This is a genomic window from Fulvimarina thalattae, from assembly GCF_040239565.1.
Classification (GTDB): Bacteria; Pseudomonadota; Alphaproteobacteria; order Rhizobiales; family Rhizobiaceae; genus Fulvimarina.
On sequence record NZ_JBEHWS010000001.1, the window covers coordinates 393,199 to 411,441 of the forward strand.

At 62.3% G+C, this 18,243-nt stretch carries 18 protein-coding genes; 7 read left to right on the forward strand and 11 right to left on the reverse strand.

Translation table 11 applies throughout. The features are described from left to right. Window positions 1-71 precede the first annotated feature (71 nt). The 3 genes from ABRA89_RS01850 to ABRA89_RS01860 all read left to right on the forward strand — a co-directional run bounded on the left by ABRA89_RS01850 (window position 72) and on the right by ABRA89_RS01860 (window position 3,466). Entirely contained in the window at window positions 72-1,451 is a 1,380-nt protein-coding gene (locus ABRA89_RS01850) for a ChaN family lipoprotein (RefSeq protein WP_349939740.1), read from the forward strand. 164 nt (window positions 1,452-1,615) lie between these two features. Further along, window positions 1,616-2,470, forward strand: a complete 855-nt coding sequence (dapD, locus tag ABRA89_RS01855) for a 2,3,4,5-tetrahydropyridine-2,6-dicarboxylate N-succinyltransferase (RefSeq protein ID WP_349939741.1) — start codon at window positions 1,616-1,618, stop codon at window positions 2,468-2,470. Window positions 2,471-2,662: 192 nt separating this feature from the next. Beyond that, a complete protein-coding gene (locus ABRA89_RS01860) occupies window positions 2,663-3,466 on the forward strand; it encodes a phosphodiester glycosidase family protein (RefSeq protein WP_349939742.1) in 804 nt (267 codons plus the stop codon). A 6-nt stretch (window positions 3,467-3,472) separates the two neighbouring features. Here ABRA89_RS01860 and ABRA89_RS01865 read toward each other — a convergent pair whose 3' ends face one another. Next, window positions 3,473-4,195, reverse strand: coding sequence for a lytic transglycosylase domain-containing protein (locus ABRA89_RS01865; protein WP_349939743.1), 723 nt, complete (start codon window positions 4,193-4,195; stop codon window positions 3,473-3,475). A 151-nt stretch (window positions 4,196-4,346) separates the two neighbouring features. Here ABRA89_RS01865 and dapE point away from each other — a divergent pair, with 151 nt between their 5' ends. Together dapE and ABRA89_RS01875 are read left to right on the forward strand one after the other, a co-directional pair. Continuing rightward, window positions 4,347-5,558, forward strand: coding sequence for a succinyl-diaminopimelate desuccinylase (gene dapE, locus ABRA89_RS01870; RefSeq protein ID WP_349939744.1), 1,212 nt, complete (start codon window positions 4,347-4,349; stop codon window positions 5,556-5,558). A gap of 64 nt (window positions 5,559-5,622) precedes the next feature. Next, the gene (locus ABRA89_RS01875; RefSeq protein WP_349939745.1) at window positions 5,623-6,138 is read left to right on the forward strand and encodes a hypothetical protein; all 516 of its coding nucleotides are present in this window, start codon (window positions 5,623-5,625) and stop codon (window positions 6,136-6,138) included. 22 nt (window positions 6,139-6,160) lie between these two features. Here the strand turns inward: ABRA89_RS01875 and greA are convergent, their stop codons facing one another. From greA to ABRA89_RS01900, 5 genes are all read right to left on the reverse strand, one after another. Then, entirely contained in the window at window positions 6,161-6,631 is a 471-nt protein-coding gene (gene greA, locus ABRA89_RS01880; RefSeq protein ID WP_349939746.1) for a transcription elongation factor GreA, read from the reverse strand. Window positions 6,632-6,826: 195 nt separating this feature from the next. After that, entirely contained in the window at window positions 6,827-8,101 is a 1,275-nt protein-coding gene (locus tag ABRA89_RS01885) for a TRAP transporter large permease (RefSeq protein ID WP_349939747.1), read from the reverse strand. After that, window positions 8,098-8,679 (reverse strand): TRAP transporter small permease, encoded by a 582-nt coding sequence (locus ABRA89_RS01890; protein WP_349939748.1) that lies wholly within the window; start codon window positions 8,677-8,679, stop codon window positions 8,098-8,100. Before ABRA89_RS01890 ends, ABRA89_RS01885 begins: the two co-directional genes overlap by 4 nt. Window positions 8,680-8,692: 13 nt before the next feature. Further along, window positions 8,693-9,691, reverse strand: a complete 999-nt coding sequence (gene dctP, locus ABRA89_RS01895) for a TRAP transporter substrate-binding protein DctP (protein WP_349939749.1) — start codon at window positions 9,689-9,691, stop codon at window positions 8,693-8,695. A gap of 186 nt (window positions 9,692-9,877) precedes the next feature. Next, window positions 9,878-10,564, reverse strand: a complete 687-nt coding sequence (locus ABRA89_RS01900; protein ID WP_349939750.1) for a GntR family transcriptional regulator — start codon at window positions 10,562-10,564, stop codon at window positions 9,878-9,880. A gap of 78 nt (window positions 10,565-10,642) precedes the next feature. Between ABRA89_RS01900 and ABRA89_RS01905 the strand changes: the two genes are divergently transcribed. Both ABRA89_RS01905 and ABRA89_RS01910 read left to right on the forward strand, forming a co-directional pair. Further along, a complete protein-coding gene (locus ABRA89_RS01905; RefSeq protein WP_349939751.1) occupies window positions 10,643-11,533 on the forward strand; it encodes an isocitrate lyase/PEP mutase family protein in 891 nt (296 codons plus the stop codon). 186 nt (window positions 11,534-11,719) lie between these two features. After that, complete coding sequence (locus ABRA89_RS01910; protein ID WP_349939752.1) at window positions 11,720-12,022, forward strand: putative quinol monooxygenase; 303 nt, start codon at window positions 11,720-11,722, stop codon at window positions 12,020-12,022. Between the two features lie 129 nt (window positions 12,023-12,151). Here ABRA89_RS01910 and ABRA89_RS01915 read toward each other — a convergent pair whose 3' ends face one another. From ABRA89_RS01915 to dctP (ABRA89_RS01935), 5 genes are all read right to left on the reverse strand, one after another. Beyond that, complete coding sequence (locus ABRA89_RS01915; protein ID WP_349939753.1) at window positions 12,152-13,675, reverse strand: malonate--CoA ligase; 1,524 nt, start codon at window positions 13,673-13,675, stop codon at window positions 12,152-12,154. Continuing rightward, on the reverse strand, window positions 13,672-15,045 hold the full coding sequence (locus ABRA89_RS01920; RefSeq protein ID WP_349939754.1) for a malonyl-CoA decarboxylase: 1,374 nt from the start codon (window positions 15,043-15,045) through the stop codon (window positions 13,672-13,674). Before ABRA89_RS01920 ends, ABRA89_RS01915 begins: the two co-directional genes overlap by 4 nt. Then, complete coding sequence (locus ABRA89_RS01925) at window positions 15,042-16,370, reverse strand: TRAP transporter large permease (protein WP_349939755.1); 1,329 nt, start codon at window positions 16,368-16,370, stop codon at window positions 15,042-15,044. The genes ABRA89_RS01920 and ABRA89_RS01925 overlap by 4 nt, the downstream gene beginning before the upstream one ends. Further along, window positions 16,370-16,918 carry a TRAP transporter small permease subunit gene (locus tag ABRA89_RS01930; RefSeq protein WP_349939756.1) on the reverse strand — a complete coding sequence of 183 codons (549 nt, stop codon included), beginning with the start codon at window positions 16,916-16,918 and terminating at the stop codon, window positions 16,370-16,372. Before ABRA89_RS01930 ends, ABRA89_RS01925 begins: the two co-directional genes overlap by 1 nt. A gap of 324 nt (window positions 16,919-17,242) precedes the next feature. Continuing rightward, window positions 17,243-18,232 carry a TRAP transporter substrate-binding protein DctP gene (dctP, locus tag ABRA89_RS01935; protein WP_349939757.1) on the reverse strand — a complete coding sequence of 330 codons (990 nt, stop codon included), beginning with the start codon at window positions 18,230-18,232 and terminating at the stop codon, window positions 17,243-17,245. Window positions 18,233-18,243: the final 11 nt, after the last annotated feature.

Consider the following 18,243-nt stretch of genomic DNA (forward strand, 5'->3'; position numbering starts at 1 on the left):
GTTATGTATGGTGAACGCGTGCTGGGGAGCGCGCGAATTTGAAGCATTGGGGATGCAGTGGGGAATTTCTCTTGAAGCGCCGGGTTCTGATCGTCTCGCTCACCGTGAGCGTCATCGGCGCGTCGAGTATCGCATTCGCCGACCGGGTTACGGCCCTGATCGACCAGCTGCCGATGCAGACTGCCGATAACGGCTTTTCTGTTCCGGACACGGCACCGACGCTGAATTCTCCTTTCAAGGCACAAGGCCGGGACGTGACGATCTCCGTTGCGACCGCAACTCCTTTCGGTGGCGATGACGGGACCGCATCCGGTGCTGTTCAGGCTTTGCAGTCGATTGCGGAGCGCAATCCGGGGGTCGCGCTGAACTCTCCCGAGCTTCTCGGAAACAGCGAGCTTGCAACCGCGTATCGGGAGACCGGTTCAGCCTTGCTGACAACGGTCGCATCCGAAAGGCCCGATACAGCGGTATCCGAGGCTGAAGCGCCACGCTCGCTCGCTACGAAGCTTTTCGACGAGGACGACCGGACCTGGCGTTCGGCGATTTATGCCGACAGCCCGCTGGTGGGCTCGATCGTAGCCTCCGACGGCTCGCCCAGCGACACCGAAAGCCTGGTGAAGGCTGTGAAGGGCGCGCGCTATGTCCTTCTCGGCGAAATTCATGACAATCCGGATCATCACCGGCTTCAGGCTGGTATCATTCGCGACGCGGCAAGCAAGGACAGCACTCCGGCGGTCGTCTTTGAGATGATCCCGGAGACGTTCTCCGATGTTCTGGAAAACATCGACGATACGACCGAGGTCGATCTCTCTGATATCGCCAAGAAACTCTCCTGGAGCGAGCGCGGCTGGCCGGATTTCTCGATTTACGCGCCGGTGTTCCAGGCGGCACTCGACAACAACCTGCCGATTGTCGCGGGCAATCTCGACCGTGAAACCGTGCGAGATCTTTCCTCCGATGCAGGTGAGAATATCCCGGCCGCAGACCGTGAGCGCCTGGGGCTCGACCTGCCGGTCGAGCCGGCTCTTGCACAGGATCTTTTGGCCGAGCTGAAAGCTGCCCATTGCGGACTTTTGCCGGACGAGGCGCTGAAGCCCATGGAACTTGCCCAGCGCCTGCGGGACGGCGCGATGGCCGCCGCCATGATCGATGCGGCCGGCGAAAACGGCTCGGCTCTGCTGATTGCCGGTTCGGGCCATGCCCGCGAGGATCGGGGCGTACCCGCAGTCATCGAAGGACTTACCGGCAAGTCCGACTCCGTTGCCGTCCAGATGGTCGAGATCGCTGGCGTCGATGCCGACGAGGTCTCCGACTACGGCATGTCGAACGAGACGCCTGCACCGTTCGATTTCACGATCTTCACGCCGAAAGCGAACGACACCGATCATTGCGCCGAACTGGAAGCGATGATGATGAAGCGCGCCGGCGAGAAGACCGAAGCGGCCAACTGAGCCCTTCATTTTCCTTTTTCAAAATCTGATATGCCCGCTCGGTATCGGTCGTTTTGTGGCGTCCGGCACGATTGATTAGGCTTTTGGCTTGAACTAGGGTCCGCGCCGATTCCGAGCGGACATTGGTCCGCTTTTCCGTATATTGAAACGATAAGGACGACGCGATGAGCGCCACGGATCACAGCGCCCTCGAAAAGACGATCGAAGCCGCATTCGAAGATCGCGCTTCGATCTCTACATCGACCACCGGCGAGGTGCGCGAGGCCGTCGAGGCATCGCTGGAAATGCTCGACAATGGCACCGCCCGCGTCGCTTCGCGTGGCAGCGACGGCCAGTGGACGGTCCATCAGTGGCTGAAGAAGGCCGTGCTCCTCTCCTTCCGCCTCAACGACATGCAGGTGATCGAAGGTGGCAATGGCGGTTCCGTCTGGTGGGACAAGGTGCCGTCCAAGTTCGCCGGATGGGGCGAAAACCGCTTCCGCGAGGCCGGCTTCCGCGCGGTGCCGGGCTCGATCGTGCGGCGCGGCGCATTCATCGCCAAGGACGTCGTCCTGATGCCGTCCTTCGTCAATCTCGGGGCCTATGTGGACGAGGGTTCGATGGTCGACGGCTGGGCGACGGTCGGCTCCTGCGCGCAGATCGGCAAGAATGTGCATCTCTCCGGCGGCGTCGGCATCGGCGGCGTTCTGGAGCCGCTTCAGGCCGGTCCGACGATCATCGAGGACGGCTGCTTCATCGGCGCGCGTTCGGAAGTCGTGGAAGGCTGCATCGTGCGCGAGGGCTCTGTGCTCGGCATGGGCGTCTATATCGGCAAGTCGACCAAGATCGTCGATCGGACGACCGGCGAAGTGAGCTATGGCGAGATCCCGCCCTATTCGGTGGTGGTCGCGGGCTCGATGCCGGGCAAGCCGATGGCAAACGGTGCGCCGGGGCCGAACCTCTACTGCGCCGTCATCGTCAAGCGCGTCGACGAGCAGACCCGGTCGAAAACCTCGATCAACGATCTGCTTCGGAACTGATCAAGACGCGCTGATCGACCGCAGAGGAACTGGACGAAATCCGGCCCTCTGTTCCATGGTCATTCTCGGGCTTCGGCCCGAGAATTCGGTGCCGCGGTGGTGCTTGTTCTGACAGACAAGGTCTCCCGCCGGCGCAATCACGCTTTGTCAAGACTGGATTCCCGGATCGGTGGCCGGGAATGACGGATTGAAGTGACGTTCTTCAGCCTTTCTGTCCTCGTGGAGCCGCACTTGAAAAAGCTCTTCTCGTTCACGTTTCCAGCAGTTCTCGCGACTGGGTTCCTCAGCTGGCTGGTTCCCGTGCCCGGTATTCCGGACGGGCACGAGGGCATATGCCGGATCGCAATGGCAGGGTCTGTCGAGACGATCCTTTGCGAGGTCCCGCTCTCGTCATTCGATCTTCACCTGCGGGCGGTCGATGGTGCAGGCAAGCCCTACGAGACGTTCGAGAAGGCGGCGGCGAGCCTGTCCGGCGATGTCGCACTCGCCATGAACGCCGGAATGTATCACGAGGATCGTGGACCCGTTGGTTTGACCGTTCAGGAGGGTCAGACGGTGAAAAAAGCGGTTCTTGGAACGGGGTCAGGCAATTTCTCGATGCGGCCTAACGGCGTCTTCTACATCGAGAACGGCCGCGCCTTCGTGCGCGAGACCGAGCGCTATCTGAAAGAAAACCATACGCCGGAGCTTGCAACGCAGTCCGGGCCGATGCTGCTGATCGACGGGAAGGTGCACCCGCGCTTCATCCCGGATTCGGACAGTCGCTACGTGCGCAACGGCGTGGGCGTCAGCGAGGATGGGCGGACAGTCTATCTCGCGCTCACGCGCAAACCGATCAATTTCTACGACTTCGCCCTGTTCTTCCGAGACACCGTCAGCGTGGAGGATGCCCTGTTCTTCGACGGACAGGTCTCGAGCCTCTCATACCCGGCGGCGAACATCGCCTACCGTCGGGATCGGCTGGGCCCGATGCTTCTCGTCACGAAGAAGGACTGACCGCGTTCAGGACCCCGTCGAGGTCGCAGGCGTCTCGACGCTGCGGCTCGAGACATTGGTCGTCGGCGCGGACTCTTCGGTGGCCGTCGTCGTAGGCGTTGAAGCCTTGCGCTTGGCGATCTCGGCCATATGCGCCTTCACCTTGGAGCAGTAGCTGGAGGCCGAGCGGGTCATGCGGGTCGCGCGGTGACCGCCCTTGTACTTCATCGCCGTACGGCAGACGTCGTGATCGGCCTTGTCCCAGGCGCCCTTCAGATATTTCATGCCGTAGCGCAGATTGGTGTCGGCATCGAAGAGGTCGCTGGCAGAACCGGAAAAGCCCATGGCGCGGGCCGTGGCCGGCTTGATCTGCGACAGGCCGTAGACGCCGGCGCCCTTGGCCTTCGGATTGTACCGGCTTTCGACGCGCACGAAGCCGTAGGCCATTTCCACGGGAATGCCGTTCTCCTCGGCGTGCTTCTCGATCAGCGCATCGATTGCGGCGCTTCCCGATACGGTGCCCGCTTCGGCGGCCTGAGCGATTTCCCGTGCCGCGATTTCCCGGTCACGCGTGAAGACCTTTTCGTCGCTGATCGCCGCGACGGCCGCCTCGCTCGGCGCATCGGCGGGCCGTGCTGTCGGCAGGGGCGCGGCGCTTTCCAGAACGGAAGCCGCATTCGGTACGCAGGCGGAGAGAGACATCGCAGCGAGGGCGACCACGATGAGAGGGGCGCGGGAAGAGCGGAGCATGGGAGGGGTCCGGCTTGTTAACTTTGTCTGATCCGCTCGGCTTTGATCGCGGCAAATCGGTGGCGGTTGCGCGGCCGGTCGCATTCCCTTTCGCGCTGTGGCAAAGACGCATCGTCAGGCCCAGCCAGAAGTACCACCGAACGAGCCGCACATGCCTTCCGTTGCCGATCTGACCGATCCCGCCGCCGTCTTGAGCGAGCTAATCCGCTGTCCCTCTGTGACACCGGCCGAGGGCGGTGCCTTGTCGACGCTCGACGCGATGCTGACCGAACTCGGCTTCGATGTCGCGCGGCCTGTGTTCTCCGATGACGATACGCCGGATATCGAGAACCTCTTCGCGGCGAGGGGTGCAGGGCCGCATCTCTGCTTTGCAGGGCATACGGATGTCGTGCCAACTGGCGACGAGAGCGACTGGAGCCTGCCGCCGTTTTCCGCCGAAATCCGTAGCGGCGAGCTTTATGGCCGCGGTGCGGTGGATATGAAGGGTGGGATCGCCGCCTTTGTCTCGGCCCTTGCGCGGCGCAGAGCGCGCGGCGAGGCCTCCGACGGACGTCTCTCCCTGCTGATCACCGGCGACGAGGAAGGCCCGGCGATCAACGGCACGATCAAGCTGCTCGATTGGGTCGCGCAACGCGGCGAAAAGCTGGACGCCTGCATTGTCGGCGAGCCTACGAATCCCGAAAAGCTGGGCGACATGATCAAGATCGGGCGGCGTGGCTCACTTTCGGCCAATGTCGTCGTCACTGGGCGGCAGGGGCATGTCGCTTACCCGCATCTCGCCGACAACCCGCTGCGAACGGTCACCGCGATCGCGGAGGTCCTGCTTGAAAAGCCGTTCGACGAGGGCACGGAGGCTTTTCCGCCGACCAATCTGGAGATCACCTCTATCGACACCGGAAACGACGCGACGAACGTCATTCCTGGCCGGGCGCGGCTGTCGTTCAATGTCCGCTTCTGCGATCTCTGGACGCCCGACACGCTCAAGGCCGAGCTTATTGCCCGCGTCGAAACGGCGCGAACAGGACTGAAATATCGAGCCGGCAAAGAACCCGCGGAGGTCTCGGTCGAGTGGCGCGGGCGGCCTTCGGATGCGTTCCAGACGCGCTCGGAAGACCTGATTGTGGCGCTTTCCGGTGCGGTTGCAGCGGTGACCGGGAGAACGCCACAGCTTTCGACGACGGGCGGAACCTCAGATGCCCGCTTTATCAAGGACTTCTGCCCGGTTGTGGAGTTCGGTTTAGTAGGTCAAACTATGCATATGACCGACGAGCGTGTGGCCTTGGCCGACCTAGAAGCTTTGACCGAGATCTATGACCGATTCATATCCCGCTGGTTCTCCGCAAACCCCGCGTCCCGCGCCTGATTTGAGCGAAGTCCTCAACAATTTCTCTGGCGTATGGGCGCTCATGATGGGCCGCAGGGAGGGGATGTCACGCCTCGATGTCTCGGCCGACGGTTTTTATCGCTCCTTCTCGGCAATTCTCGTCGCCCTGCCGGCGCTGATCCTTTCGTGGGTCGAATTCGAGGCGGGTAGCCGGAGCGATCAGACTGGCAATGTCGGAACGGCCCAGGCCTTCGGGGCGCACCTGCTCGCCGATCTGCTCGCCTGGATGCTGCCGATCGTCATCCTCATCCTCGTCGCCAAGCGCATCGGCTGGAGCCGCAAGGTCTCGCCGCTGGTCGTTGCGACAAACTGGGGCGCGGCCCTCGTTACATGGCTGTTCGCACCTTACCTCGCGCTCGTCCTGCTGGTTGGCATGGGACCGAATCTCGCCCTGATCGGCGCAGTCCTCTCTCTCGGCTCGCTCGTGCTCACCGCCCGGCTGTGCCGCACGATTCTCGACGACTGGCCGACGGCGATCTTCCTGACCGCCGCGATGCTGGCGACCGGCCTGTTAAGCTATGGCGTGGTGATGGACCTGACCGGCGTTCCGCTGATCTGACGTCCGCCCGAGCTTCGCTGTCTCAGCCGACGGCGATCGAGACGATCTCCGCGTTACTTGTTCCGGCCTTGATCTCATCCCCGACGCTCTTGCCGACGAGGTTTCTGGCGAGCGGAGACAGATAGGAGAGATAGCCCTCGCGCGGATCGGCCTCGTCGATGCCGACGATGGTGAAGGTCTGCTCCCGGCCGTCCTCGCGTTCGATCGTCACGCGCGTTCCGAACTGGACGGTCTGCGGATTCTTGTCGGGCTGAACGAGTTCGGCCGTGGCGCGGCGGGCGCTCCAGTAGCGCAGATCGCGATGGATCGTCGCCAAAGCAACCTTGTCGTTCGCCTCACGCGCGGCTGTGCGCTGTTCGTTGAGCGCCTGAAGTTCGGCGTCGATTTTCTTGAGACCGCGCGCTGTGACGATGTTCGGATCATTGCCAAGATCGCGGTCGGGCAGGACCTCGACCTGATCTTCGTTCGGTTCCTTGACGAAGGCGACACTCATAAAAAACCCTTTCGCCATGAACTGGCGATCATACGCCCGATTGAAGACCCGGCGTCTGAACCCGCGCCGTGCTTTGGCGTTCAGCCTATCCCGTTACGATCGAAAGTAAAAGAATCGGCGGATTCGGCTTTGCCCTGTTCAATGGAGACCGGAGAGCAAATGCCTTTCGCCCGAAAGGCTTTCTGGCGATGATGATCAGAGACTCGCCGGAATGAATGTGACGATCGCCGGGAACTGCCAGAGCAAGTAAATCGAGAGAAACATCAGCCCGATGAACGGAAGAACGCCGCGCACGACTTCGCCCAGCGTCGATCGCGCGACGGCCTGAATGACGAAGAGGTTGAGGCCGACCGGGGGCGTGATCAGCGCCACCTCGATCAGGATAACGAAATACATCGCGAACCAGATCGGATCGATGCCGAGTGCGAGGACCGTCGGAAACAGCACCGGCATCATGATCAGGAGCATCGAAAGGCTCTCGAGGAAGAGACCAATGAAGAGAAGGATCAGCCCTACGATGACGAGGAAGCCGGTTGCCGTCTGCGCGCCGGTATCGAAGAGTTGCGAGATCTGCGCGGGCACCTGATAGAGCGTCACCGCCTTGCCGAAGATCTTGGCGCCGATGACGATGAGAAAGAGGACGATCGTCGTCGACACCGTCTCGCGAACGGCTGTTACGAAGCCTTCCCGCGTCAGCGTGCGCAGGAGGAACGCGGTGATCAGAAACGCGAAAACGGCTCCGACGGCGGAGGCCTCTGTCGGCGTAAAGATGCCGGTGTAGATACCGCCGATCATCAGCACCGCGAGCCCGCCGGTCGGCAGGGCGCGGATGGTCGCGCTGCGGCGGCGCTCGGCATCGACCTTTTCGGATGGCACGTAGGCCGTCGAGAACCGCGAATAGGCGACGCAGAAGATGCCGAACAACACCAGGAGCAGAATGCCGGGCCCGATGCCGGCGAGGAACAGTTTGCCGATGCTCTCCTCGGTGATGACGCCATAGACGATCAGCGGAATCGAGGGCGGGATCAGGATGCCGAGCGTACCGCCGGCGGCAAGCAGGCCGAGCGTGAAGGAGCGGCCATAGCCCCGCGCCGTCATCTCCGGCACGGCGACGGTCGCAACAGTTGCAGCGGTCGCGACCGAGCTGCCCGAGATCGCCGAGAAGATGCCGCAGGAGGCGAGCGCGGCGATGCCGAGGCCGCCGGGCCAATGGCCGACCCAGCTCTGCAGCGCGTCGAAGAGATCGCGCCCGACACCACCCTTCAGGAGGATGTTCGACATCAACAGGAAGAGCGGCACTGAAAGGAGAATGAAGTTGTCGACTGCGCCGTGAAGGTTCTGCGCCACCATCACGAGCGGCAGACCCTTCAGATAGAGCATCACGGTGCCGAGCCCGGCAAGCGCGAAGGCGACGGGAAGGCCGACGAAAAGAAGGACCAGAAGCGCGAGAACGACGACGACGAGCGTCATTGGGTCAAATGTCCATCACTCGAGGGCGCATGTTCTCCGCCTGACGAAAATTCAGGGGCCGGTCCGAAGGGCAGCCGGATCAGGTCGGCTAGCGCCTGGATGCCGAGCAGAAGGAAGCCAAAGACGACCGGGACTTCGACGATCCAGTTCGGCATTTCCAGCATGGTCGGCTGCCGGCGTCCGAGCCGGATGGAATCGACGACCACGTCGATGCCGTAGACCACCGCGACGATGCAGAAGGCGAGGATCACGAGGAGCGCGAAGCCTTCTACGAGGCGGCGGAGAAACGGGCCTGCAAGCCCGACAAGGGCTGTGATCCTGATCAGCTGGCGCTGCCTCAGGACATAGGCCATGCCGATATAGGTGAACCAGACCTGACAGGCGATCGCCACATCCTGGGCCCAGATCGTGGGGGCATTGAACAGGTATCGCGCGGCGACTTCGAAGAAGAGCATCAGCGCGATGGCGACCACCAGCATATCACCGAGCCGGGCGCAGAGCGCGCCGGCACGGTCGATCCATCTCAGGACGGCGGGACCGGCCGATTTCTCGGCCGGTGCACGGGCTGGAAGCGCCATCGGACTGTCTGGCTCAGTTCAGCGACTTGACGGCTTCGACGAGCTCTTCGCCTTCTTCGCCAGCCGACTCGATATAGGCGTCGACCGCGGGTGCCGCGGCTTCCTGCCAGGCCGCAAGCTGCTCGGGCGTCAGTTCCTGAACCTGCATCTCGGTTTCGTCAGCGATGAACTTCTGCGAGGCGAGATTGTCTTCCTTTGTTTCGGCACGCATCTTTTCTTCAGCCGCGAGCGCCGCCTCCTGCATCCACCCTTTTTCCTCTTCGCTCATGGAATCGAAGGTGGAGTCGTTCATGACGACGAGGAATTCTGTCTGGGCGTGATTGGTGATCGTGACCCAGTCCATCACCTCGAACAGCTTGCGGGACTGGATCGCGGTCGTGCCCGTCATACCCACATCCACGGTGCCGCGCTGATAGGCGAGGAACTGCTCGGAGCCGCCGATCTTCACCGGGACGCCGCCGACCGCCTCGATGAAGTCGCCGGACGGCTTGCCGAGGACGCGGACCTTCTTGCCCTCCATCTCGTCGGGCGTGACGAGCGGTGCGTCTTTCGAGAGAAGCTGGACCGGGCCGTAGTCCTGCCACCACATCACGCGCGTGCCGGTCTCGCGGATCATCTCGTCGATCTTCTTGCGCACTGGGCTGTCAGGACCGGCCGCCTTCGCGAGAACGTCGTAGTCGGGGAACATGAAGGCGACGGAAAAAAGCCCGGTGGCCGGGATCGTGCCGGTATATTCGTCGATCAGGACAAGACCCATGTCGATGGCCCCCGACGAGACCGCCTGGGGCACTTCGCTGCCCTTGTAGAGCTGTGCAGAGTCGTAGACTTCGATCGTGATCTCGCCGCCGGAAACTTCCTCGACCTTCTCCTTGAAGAATACGATGTTCTGCCCGACGGGGTGGTTGGTCGGCACCTGAAGCGTCAGGCGCAAGGTGCGCTCCGCATGGGATTGCCCGACGCCGGCGCCGAGCGCAGCCAGAGCGATTACGGCTGTTGCAGCCCAATGTTTCATCTGTCTTCCTCCCAAATTCTCGATCGCCGCCCGGTGGTTCGCAAGCGGTGCATAATCTTGTCCGCATCGCCTCCCAGAGATGCGGGTAAGCGGAAGTCGTATACAATCGAGGGCCGCTGTCAAGAAGAGCAGTTTGGCCGTGCCCGGATTTTTCAGTCTGGTCGATGAGGCCGTCACCGTTGCGAGCTAGAGGCCGGCGTCACGCATCATCGCGACGTAGCCGGCATGGATGTGCGAGCGCATGACCGCGCCGGCCCAATCGACATTTCCGCTGCTCAGTGCTGCGACGAGTTCGCGATGATGGCCCATGCTGCGCAAGACCTCTTCTTCGCGATAGCGCCGGAAAGTTCTGAGAACCATCGGTGCTGAGGTGACACTGGCGAGCAGTGGGGTCAGCCTGTCGTTTCGTGCGGCCTCGACGATGACCGTGTGAAAACGGTCGTTCAACGGGGTCAGTTCGTCCCGCAGTTCCGGTGAACCGAGGCTTTGCTGGACGATAGAGTCCATGGCGTCGCATAGCTCGGCAAGCCGGTCGATCTCGGTCCGATCGATGCGCGAGGCCGCGCGGCGCGCAGCATAGGTTTCGAGCTCGATCCTGAGATCGAAGATCGAATCGATATCGTCCCGGCTCCAGCCGCGCACGCGGCAGCCGACATTGGCGGCGTATTCGAGAAAGCCCTCGTTGACGAGGCGGCGAAGCGCGTCGCGGATTGGCGTGCGACTGACGCCGATACGTTGGGCGAGCTCGTTTTCCAGAAGTCGTGTACCTGCTGGCCATTCGTCCATTAGCAATGCGCTGCGAATGATCGAATAGGCGCGCTCGGCGGAGTGGCCGTGCCCGGCGTTTCCGTTCTCGCTTTGTCGGCTTGCCATAACGACTCCGGTCAAGATTGTGTACAATATGACCCTATGCTAGCCGATGCAATGAAGAATGATTGCGGGAGGCAGAGGATGACACGGACCAGCGAACTCACGGCAGGCGAAAAGCGGCGTATTCTGCGCACGCGTCTTCAGGAAAAACCGATCGTCTCGGCGCCCGGCGTTTTCGAGATGATCTCTGCGAAGATCGCCGACGGGATGGGCTTCGACGTCCTCTACATGACCGGATACGGCGCTGTCGGATCGGCACTTGGGCTGCCCGATGCCGGTCTTGCGACCTATACCGATATGCTCGGGCGGGCCGCGACCATCGCCAAAGGCACGGTGACGCCGCTGATCGCTGACGGCGACACGGGCTATGGCGGGCTTCTCAACGTCGCTCACACGGTGCGTGGCTACGAAGACGCTGGCGTCGCAGGCATCCAGCTCGAAGATCAGGAGTTTCCAAAGAAGTGCGGACATACGCCGGGTCGCCGCGTCATCGAAAGCGCCGACATGGTCAAGAAGATCGAAGTCGCCGTGGATGCCCGCAAGGACGATAACTTCCTGATCGTTGCGCGTACCGACTCGCTTGCCTCAAAGGGCATGGACGAGGCTCTGCGCCGGGCGCAGAGTTATGCGGATGCCGGCGCCGACCTGATCTTCGTCGAAGCACTTGAGTCAGTTGAGCAGATGAAGCGGATCTGCGGGACGATCGAAAAGCCGCTCGTCGCCAACATGGTCGAGGGCGGTACCACGCCGGTCCTGCCGCGCCGCCATCTCGAGGACCTGGGCTATAGTCTCGCGATCTATCCAGCCACCGGTTTTCTGGCGATGGCAAAGACGCTCACGAAGGTCTACGGCGCCATTCGGGACGAAGGGTCCTCGCTCCCCGTCGCGGACGATCTCTACGAGTTCCGCGAATTCAGCAAATTGATGGGTTTCGAGGACATTTGGGCGTTCGATGCCAGGTGGGCCGATTGATGCTCCGGCGTCATTATTCGCCGGCGGTCGGATCACGCCCGAATGACGGATGGCGTTTGATCGTTCTATGACGGTGAAAGTCCGCCTGTTGATTTGCCCGGATTGATCTGGGCGCATGTCTTGCGCCGCCGCTTGTTGACGGGACAATCGCTGAGCACCAGCCAACGAACAAGGACAAACACTCTCATGATCATCGTATCGGGCATCTTGAAGTTAACGCCGGAAGATCTTGCGAGAGTGCGGAGCGCTGCGCAGGCCGTGATCGCGGCGACCCGTGCCGAGCCGGGATGTCTCGTCTACTCCTTCGCCGACGATCTGATGGAGCCGGGCCTCGTTCGCATCTACGAGGAATGGGAGAGCCGCGAAGACCTCAGCCGCCATGGAAAGTCGGATCATGTCGCAGAATGGCATCGGGCGCTGGAAGGCGTCACGGTTCTGGAGCGCAGGCTGGAGATCATCGACGTCGCATCGCGGGAGCCGCTGGACTGACGAGCCGCTGAAAGCCGTGCCTCGGCCAGAGAAGAACTCAGGCGCGGGTCGAGCTGCCAACGGTCATCTGAAAGCGATGCTTGCAAATGGCCGTTGGTAGTAGATTTGCCGACCCACGCGTACGCGCGATCAGCCTTTGAACAGGTCCGAATAGGTGTCGCGCAGGATGTTCTTCTGCACCTTGCCCATGGTGTTGCGCGGAATCTCATCGACGAAGATGATGCGCTTGGGCTGCTTGTATTTGGCGAGCTTTTCCTTGAGCGGCGCGATGACTTCCGCTTCTTCCAGCGGTTTTTCCGCCACCACTACGCCGACCACACCCTCGCCGAAATCGGGATGTGGCACGCCGATCACCGCGCTTTCGACCACGCCGTCGAGTTCGTCGATCGCAAGCTCCACTTCCTTCGGATAGACGTTGTAGCCGCCCGAGATGACGAGGTCCTTGTCGCGGCCGACGATGGAAACGTAGCCGTCCTTATCGATCTGGCCGAGATCGCCGGTGATGAAGAAGCCGTCGTCACGGAATTCCGACTTGGTCTTCTCCGGCATTTGCCAATAGCCCTTGAAGACGTTGAGCCCCCGCACCTCGATCGAGCCGATTTCCCCTTGTGGAAGTTCCTTCCCATCCTCGCCGACGATGCGCAGCTCGGTGCCCTTCAACGGGAAACCGACGGTGCCCGCACGGCGCTCGGCGTCGTAGGGGTTCGAGGTGCTCATATTCGTCTCGGTCATGCCGTAACGCTCCAGAATGCGCTGGCCCGTGCGCTTTTCGAAAGCGCGGTGGGTTTCGGCAAGGAGCGGCGCGGAACCCGAGGTGAAGAGGCGGATATGTCCTGCGGTGTCCTTGTTGAGGCGCTCGTCGTCCAGCATGCGGGTGTAGAAAGTCGGTACGCCCATCATCGAAGTCGCATCGCCTAGATATTCGAAGACTGTGTCGAGATCGAACTTCTCGAGGAAGATCACAGAGCCGCCGGCGATCAGAACAGTGTTCGTCGCGACGAAAAGGCCGTGCGTGTGGAAGATCGGCAGGGCGTGGAGCAGCACGTCGTCGCTGGTGAAGGCCCAGGTCTCCTCCAGAACCTGTGCATTCGACAACAGGTTGTCGTGGGTGAGCATCGCGCCCTTGGAGCGGCCCGTCGTGCCGGACGTATAGAGAATAGCGGCGAGGTCGTCGGCCTCGCGTGAGACTGGTTCGAAGCCCGCATCGGCTTCCGCGCTCTTTTCGGCGATCGAGCCCGCGGGCGGTTCGCCCTTGCGGCTGACGCCGAGGGTTTCGAGCTTGGCACCGGCCTTATCGGCGACGGGCGTCAGCGCATCCTTCTTCTTCGGCGCGCAGACGAAGACCCGCGGCTTGGCGTCTCCGAGGAAATATTCGATCTCGTTCGGCGTATAGCCGGTGTTGAGCGGCAGGAAGACGCCGCCGGCGCGGACTGTCGCGAGGTAGAGGAAGAAGGCCTCGATCGATTTTTCCACCTGCACGGCCACCCGGTCGCCCGGTTCGACGCCGAGGCCGATGAGGACATTGGCCATCCGGGCCGTCGCGGCGTCGAGATCATCAAAGGTGAAGACGCGCCCGTCGGTGAGTGTCGCGAAGGTTTTCTCGCGGGATCTCAGCCCCTTCTTCAGGAGACCTTCGAAAAGATGGTTCGTCATGCTGCTTGGCCCTTGGTATTGTCCCGCTTGGATGCCCGCTCCGCGCTCGACGGCAGGAGAGACGTCACCTGCCGGCTCGCCGCCACCGTGCTGGCATCGGCATAGGCTTCGTGGCGTTCTTCGACGCGGGGAAGATCGTAGAGATAGTTGACCATAAGGCCGGACGCCCGTGACAGCCCGCTCTGGGAAATGTCACCGCGATGCATGATGCGGTTCAGCATGGCGCCGTTGCCGAGATGGAACCGCGCCACCGGATCGACGGGCTGGCCGTCGCCGCGCTTGGCGAGGAGGAAATAACGGGCCGCGAGGGAGAGAAGGCCGGGTCTGGCTGCTTCCGCCTTGGCCTCGTCGAAGGCCCAGCCGTCTTCCTCGATGATCGCGAGCGCCCGCTTCTCACTCGCCTCCAGTCGGTCCTTCTGGGCCTCGTCGAGCTGGTTCAGCCAGGCCGTGAAGGTCGGGACGGGAGAGAGCGTGACAAAGGTTTTCAGGCTAGGCACGCTTTCCTTGAGGTCCTCGGCCACCTGCTTGATCAGGAAGGAACCAAAGGTGACACCGGCGAGCCCTTTGTGGCAATTCGAGATCGAATAGAAGGTCGCGGTCTCGGCCTCGTTCGCGGCGAGCACGACGCGGTCGTCGGCCAGCACCTCGCCAATCGAGGCGGGGATTTCGCGGGTCAGCGCCACCTCGACGAAGATCAGCGGATCGTCGGGGATCGATGGGTGGAAGAAGGCGAAGCACCGCCGATCGCTCGGTGCGAGCCGTGAGCGCAGCGCGTCCCAGTCGCTGATCGCGTGGACCGCTTCGTATTCGATGATCTTTTCGAGAATACGCGCCGAGGTATCCCAGTCGATGGGCTTGAGGACGAGAAAGCCCCGGTTGAACCAAGAGCCGAAGAGATGGCGCAGGTCCATGTCGACGGGTTTGAAGGTTTCCCGGTCCTTGGCGACGAGGGGAAGCAGCTTTTCGCGCAGCTTCACGAGTTCGGCCGTACCGCCCGGCGCGAGATTGAGCCGCCGGAAGAGCTCCTGCCGCGGCGGCTCGGCTTCGTCCTGAAGGCGGGCGAGAGTGCTTGGGCCGGGATCGGCGGCGAAGGCCTTCGCGGTCTCGACGAGCGCCTTCGGATCGGGCGCGAAGTCTTCGGCGAGCATGCGGAAGAAGCCTTCGCAGCGGGCCTCGTCCAGCGCACGCACGCCGGCGAGAATGTCTGCCGCTATCCGCACTCCCGTCGCTTCGCCGCGCGAGCGGACCAGTTTTCGGCAGAGCGTCTTCAGTTCCTCGACGCTCAGAGTGCGATCCGAGTCCCGGTCCGTGAACCAGGATCGCGGGGCGAAGGAGCCGAGAAGGTCGGAGAGAAGCGAAACGCGGCTCATGTGGCAGGTCCCATGATCAGGTCTGGCAGGAAGAGCGCGATCTCCGGAAAGATGCAGAGCGTCACGATACCGAGAACCATGCAGAGGACATAGGGGATCGATCCGCGGAGAATCTGGCCGAGCGTGATGTCCGGCGCGATCCCGTTGATCACGTATAGGTTGAGCCCGACCGGCGGCGTGATGAGCCCGATCTCCATGTTGATCGTCAGGATGACGGCGAACCAGTACGGGTCGAAGCCGGCTCCGGTGATGATCGGCAAGAGGATCGGCGCGGTCATCAGGATGACGCCCACCGGCGGCAGGAAGAAGCCCGCGACCAGTAGAAAGACATTGATCACGCCCATCAGCACCCAGCGATTGACGTCCATGTCGGCGATCGTCTGGGCGATCGTCTGCGTGATGAACATGGAGGACAGCGCGAATGCGAAGATTTCCGCCGCACCGATGATCAGCATGATCATCACGCTCTCCCGCAGGGTGTCGCGGAAGATGATCGGCATCTGGTTGAATTTCCAGCTCTTGGAGAAGATGCCGTAGACGATCGCGACGAGGAGGATGCAGAAGAGCGCGCCGACGCCCGCTGCCTCGGATGGCGTCGCGATGCCGCCGTAGAGGACGTAGAGCACCGCAACGATGATCGCGAGGAAGGGTAGCACTCGCGGGAGCGCGGCGAAGCGCTCGCGCATTGTGAAGCTCTCGGTCAGGTCCGACAGCCCGAGACCCTGGCGTTTGCAGGCGATGATCGTCCAGATCATGAAGTAGATGGTCAGCATCAGCCCCGGCAGGAGGCCGGCGAGGAAGAGCCGCCCGATCGAAGTTTCTGTTGCGATGCCGTAGACGATCATCGTCACCGATGGCGGGATGAGGATGCCGAGCGTGCCGCCGGCGGCGATGGAGCCGGCCGCGATCTCGGCCGGATAGCCGCGCTGGCGCATCTCCGGAATGCCCATCTTGCCGATCGCCGCGCAGGTTGCGGGCGAGGAGCCGGAGAGAGCGGCGAAGATGGAGCACGCCCCGAGATTGGAGAGGACCAGCCCGCCCGGCACGCGATTGAGCCAGCGGTCCAGCGCCTCGTAGAGATCCTTGCCGGCGGGCGAGGAGGCGACGGCCGCGCCCATTAGGATGAACATCGGGATCGAGACGAGACCGAAGGAGGCGATCGAGGAGAAGAACTGTTCGCCGAGCGTCTCGAGGAAGAACGGCCCGTAGCTGACGAAGAGCGCGCCGAGCGCGACGAGGCCGAGGGCGAAGGCGATTGGCGTTCCGACCGCGAGAAGCGCGAACAGAACCAGCATCATTACGAGGCCAGAGGCGAGCGGACCCATCAGGAGTTCTCCGTGGTGTCGGCGAACAGTTTCGTCTGTTCGGCCACGATGCCCTGGCTTTCCTTGGGTCCGTCGAGGACAAGGCGCAGGATTTCGGCGATGTATTGAACGGCGAGCCAGACGAGACCGACCACCATGGGCAGGGTCGGCATCCAGAGCGGCACCGCCCAGACAGTTTCAGATCGCCATCCGAAGGCGATCGTCTCGTGCAGGTAGAAATAGGCCGCATAGGCAACGAGCACCGCGAAGGTGAGCGAGGCGAGGCCGGAGATGATTTCGAGGATCATTCGGACGCGGGGTCCGGCCGCGATCTGCAGGAGATCGACGTTCACGTGGCCCTTCACGAGAAGGGTCCAGGGCGCGCCCAGGAAGGTGGCGCCGACGATGGCGTAAATGGTGTATTCCGTCTGCCAGACTGTGGAGGCGTTCAGCACATAGCGAACGAAGACCATATGCGTGACCGACAGGACCGCCGAGAACAGGAGCAGGCCAGCGATGACGCCGAGCACGCGCGAAATGGCGGACACTCCGGAAATGAAGGCGCGCATGGGGTGAAGGGTCTCCTTGCAGGCAGGCGGAGGTCTGGTGCGATCGGATCAGACGCGAGGCGGAATTCCGGAGGTCTTCGCTTGAGACGACAGAACTCTCCCGAGAGTTCGAAGCCATAGGCCCCGGACCGAAAAATCCACCAGAAACGGTCCCGCTTCGGACGTCATCGGGCGCCGAGGCGAAAATCGAAGGTTATCACCCTGATTGCCGTTCAGAGGTTGCGATTGCTTTGAGTGCGAGGTCCGCAACCCCTGAAGGGCATCCGGTATTCCTGAATGGCAGAGGGGCCGGCTCTATAAGAACCGGCACCGTTCCAAGTCTGATTATTCGACGGCGAGCGCCTGATCGATCAGTTCCTGACCGTTCGGCACCTTCTCGGCGAAGTTCTTGTAGGACGTCTCCTTGGCGATCGCGAGCCAGGCGTCGTAGTTCTCCTTGGTCATCTCGACCACTTCGACATCAGCTTCCTTATAGGCCTCGACGAGCTGGTCATCGAGCTTGGCGGCCTCTTCGGCGAAGAAATCCTCGGCGACTTGACCGGCGTCCATGATCGCCTTCTGCTGCTCTTCATTGAGGTTATCGAAGGAACGCTTCGACATGAGGATCGGCTCGTACATGAACCAGAGAGCGTTCTCACCCGGCTGGGTGAGGCAATTGGCGACCTCGTAGATGCGATAGGAGACGAGCGAGCCCGACGAGGTGTTCGCACCCGTCAGAACGTTCTGCTGCATCGCCGTGTAGATTTCCGAGGACGGCATGGAGGAGATCGATGCGCCCGCGCCGACGAGCATTTCCTCGAAAGCGGGACCTGCTGCGCGCAGAACCTGACCCTTGGCAGATTCAGGCGTCGTGATGCAGGTCTCGTTGGAGACGAAACCACCGGCGAGCCAGGCATCGGAGATGACCATCGCGCCCGCTTCGTCAATGATCGCCTTGATCGATTCCATGAATTCGGAATCGTTGAGGCGCTGGGCCCGCTCATGGCTACCGACGAGGCCGGGCATCAGCGTCGCTGAGAATTCCGGATGACGGCCCGAGGCATAGTCGAGCGGGAAGGCGGTCACGTCCACCTGTCCGCGGGTCACCGCCCCCCACTGGTCACGCGGCTTGAACAGCGACCCACCCGGGAAAATCTGCATGGCGACGCCGACATCGGCCTTTTCGAGCTCGTCAGCAATGATCTGAACCATTTCGTCGCGCACGTCGCCACCGCCGCCGGGCCACTGGTGCGAGGCGCGGAGCGTCACGTCCTGGGCGAGCGCGGAACCGGTGAGCGCAAACGCGCAGACGGCCGAAAGCAATGCAGTCTTCATGATATTCCTCC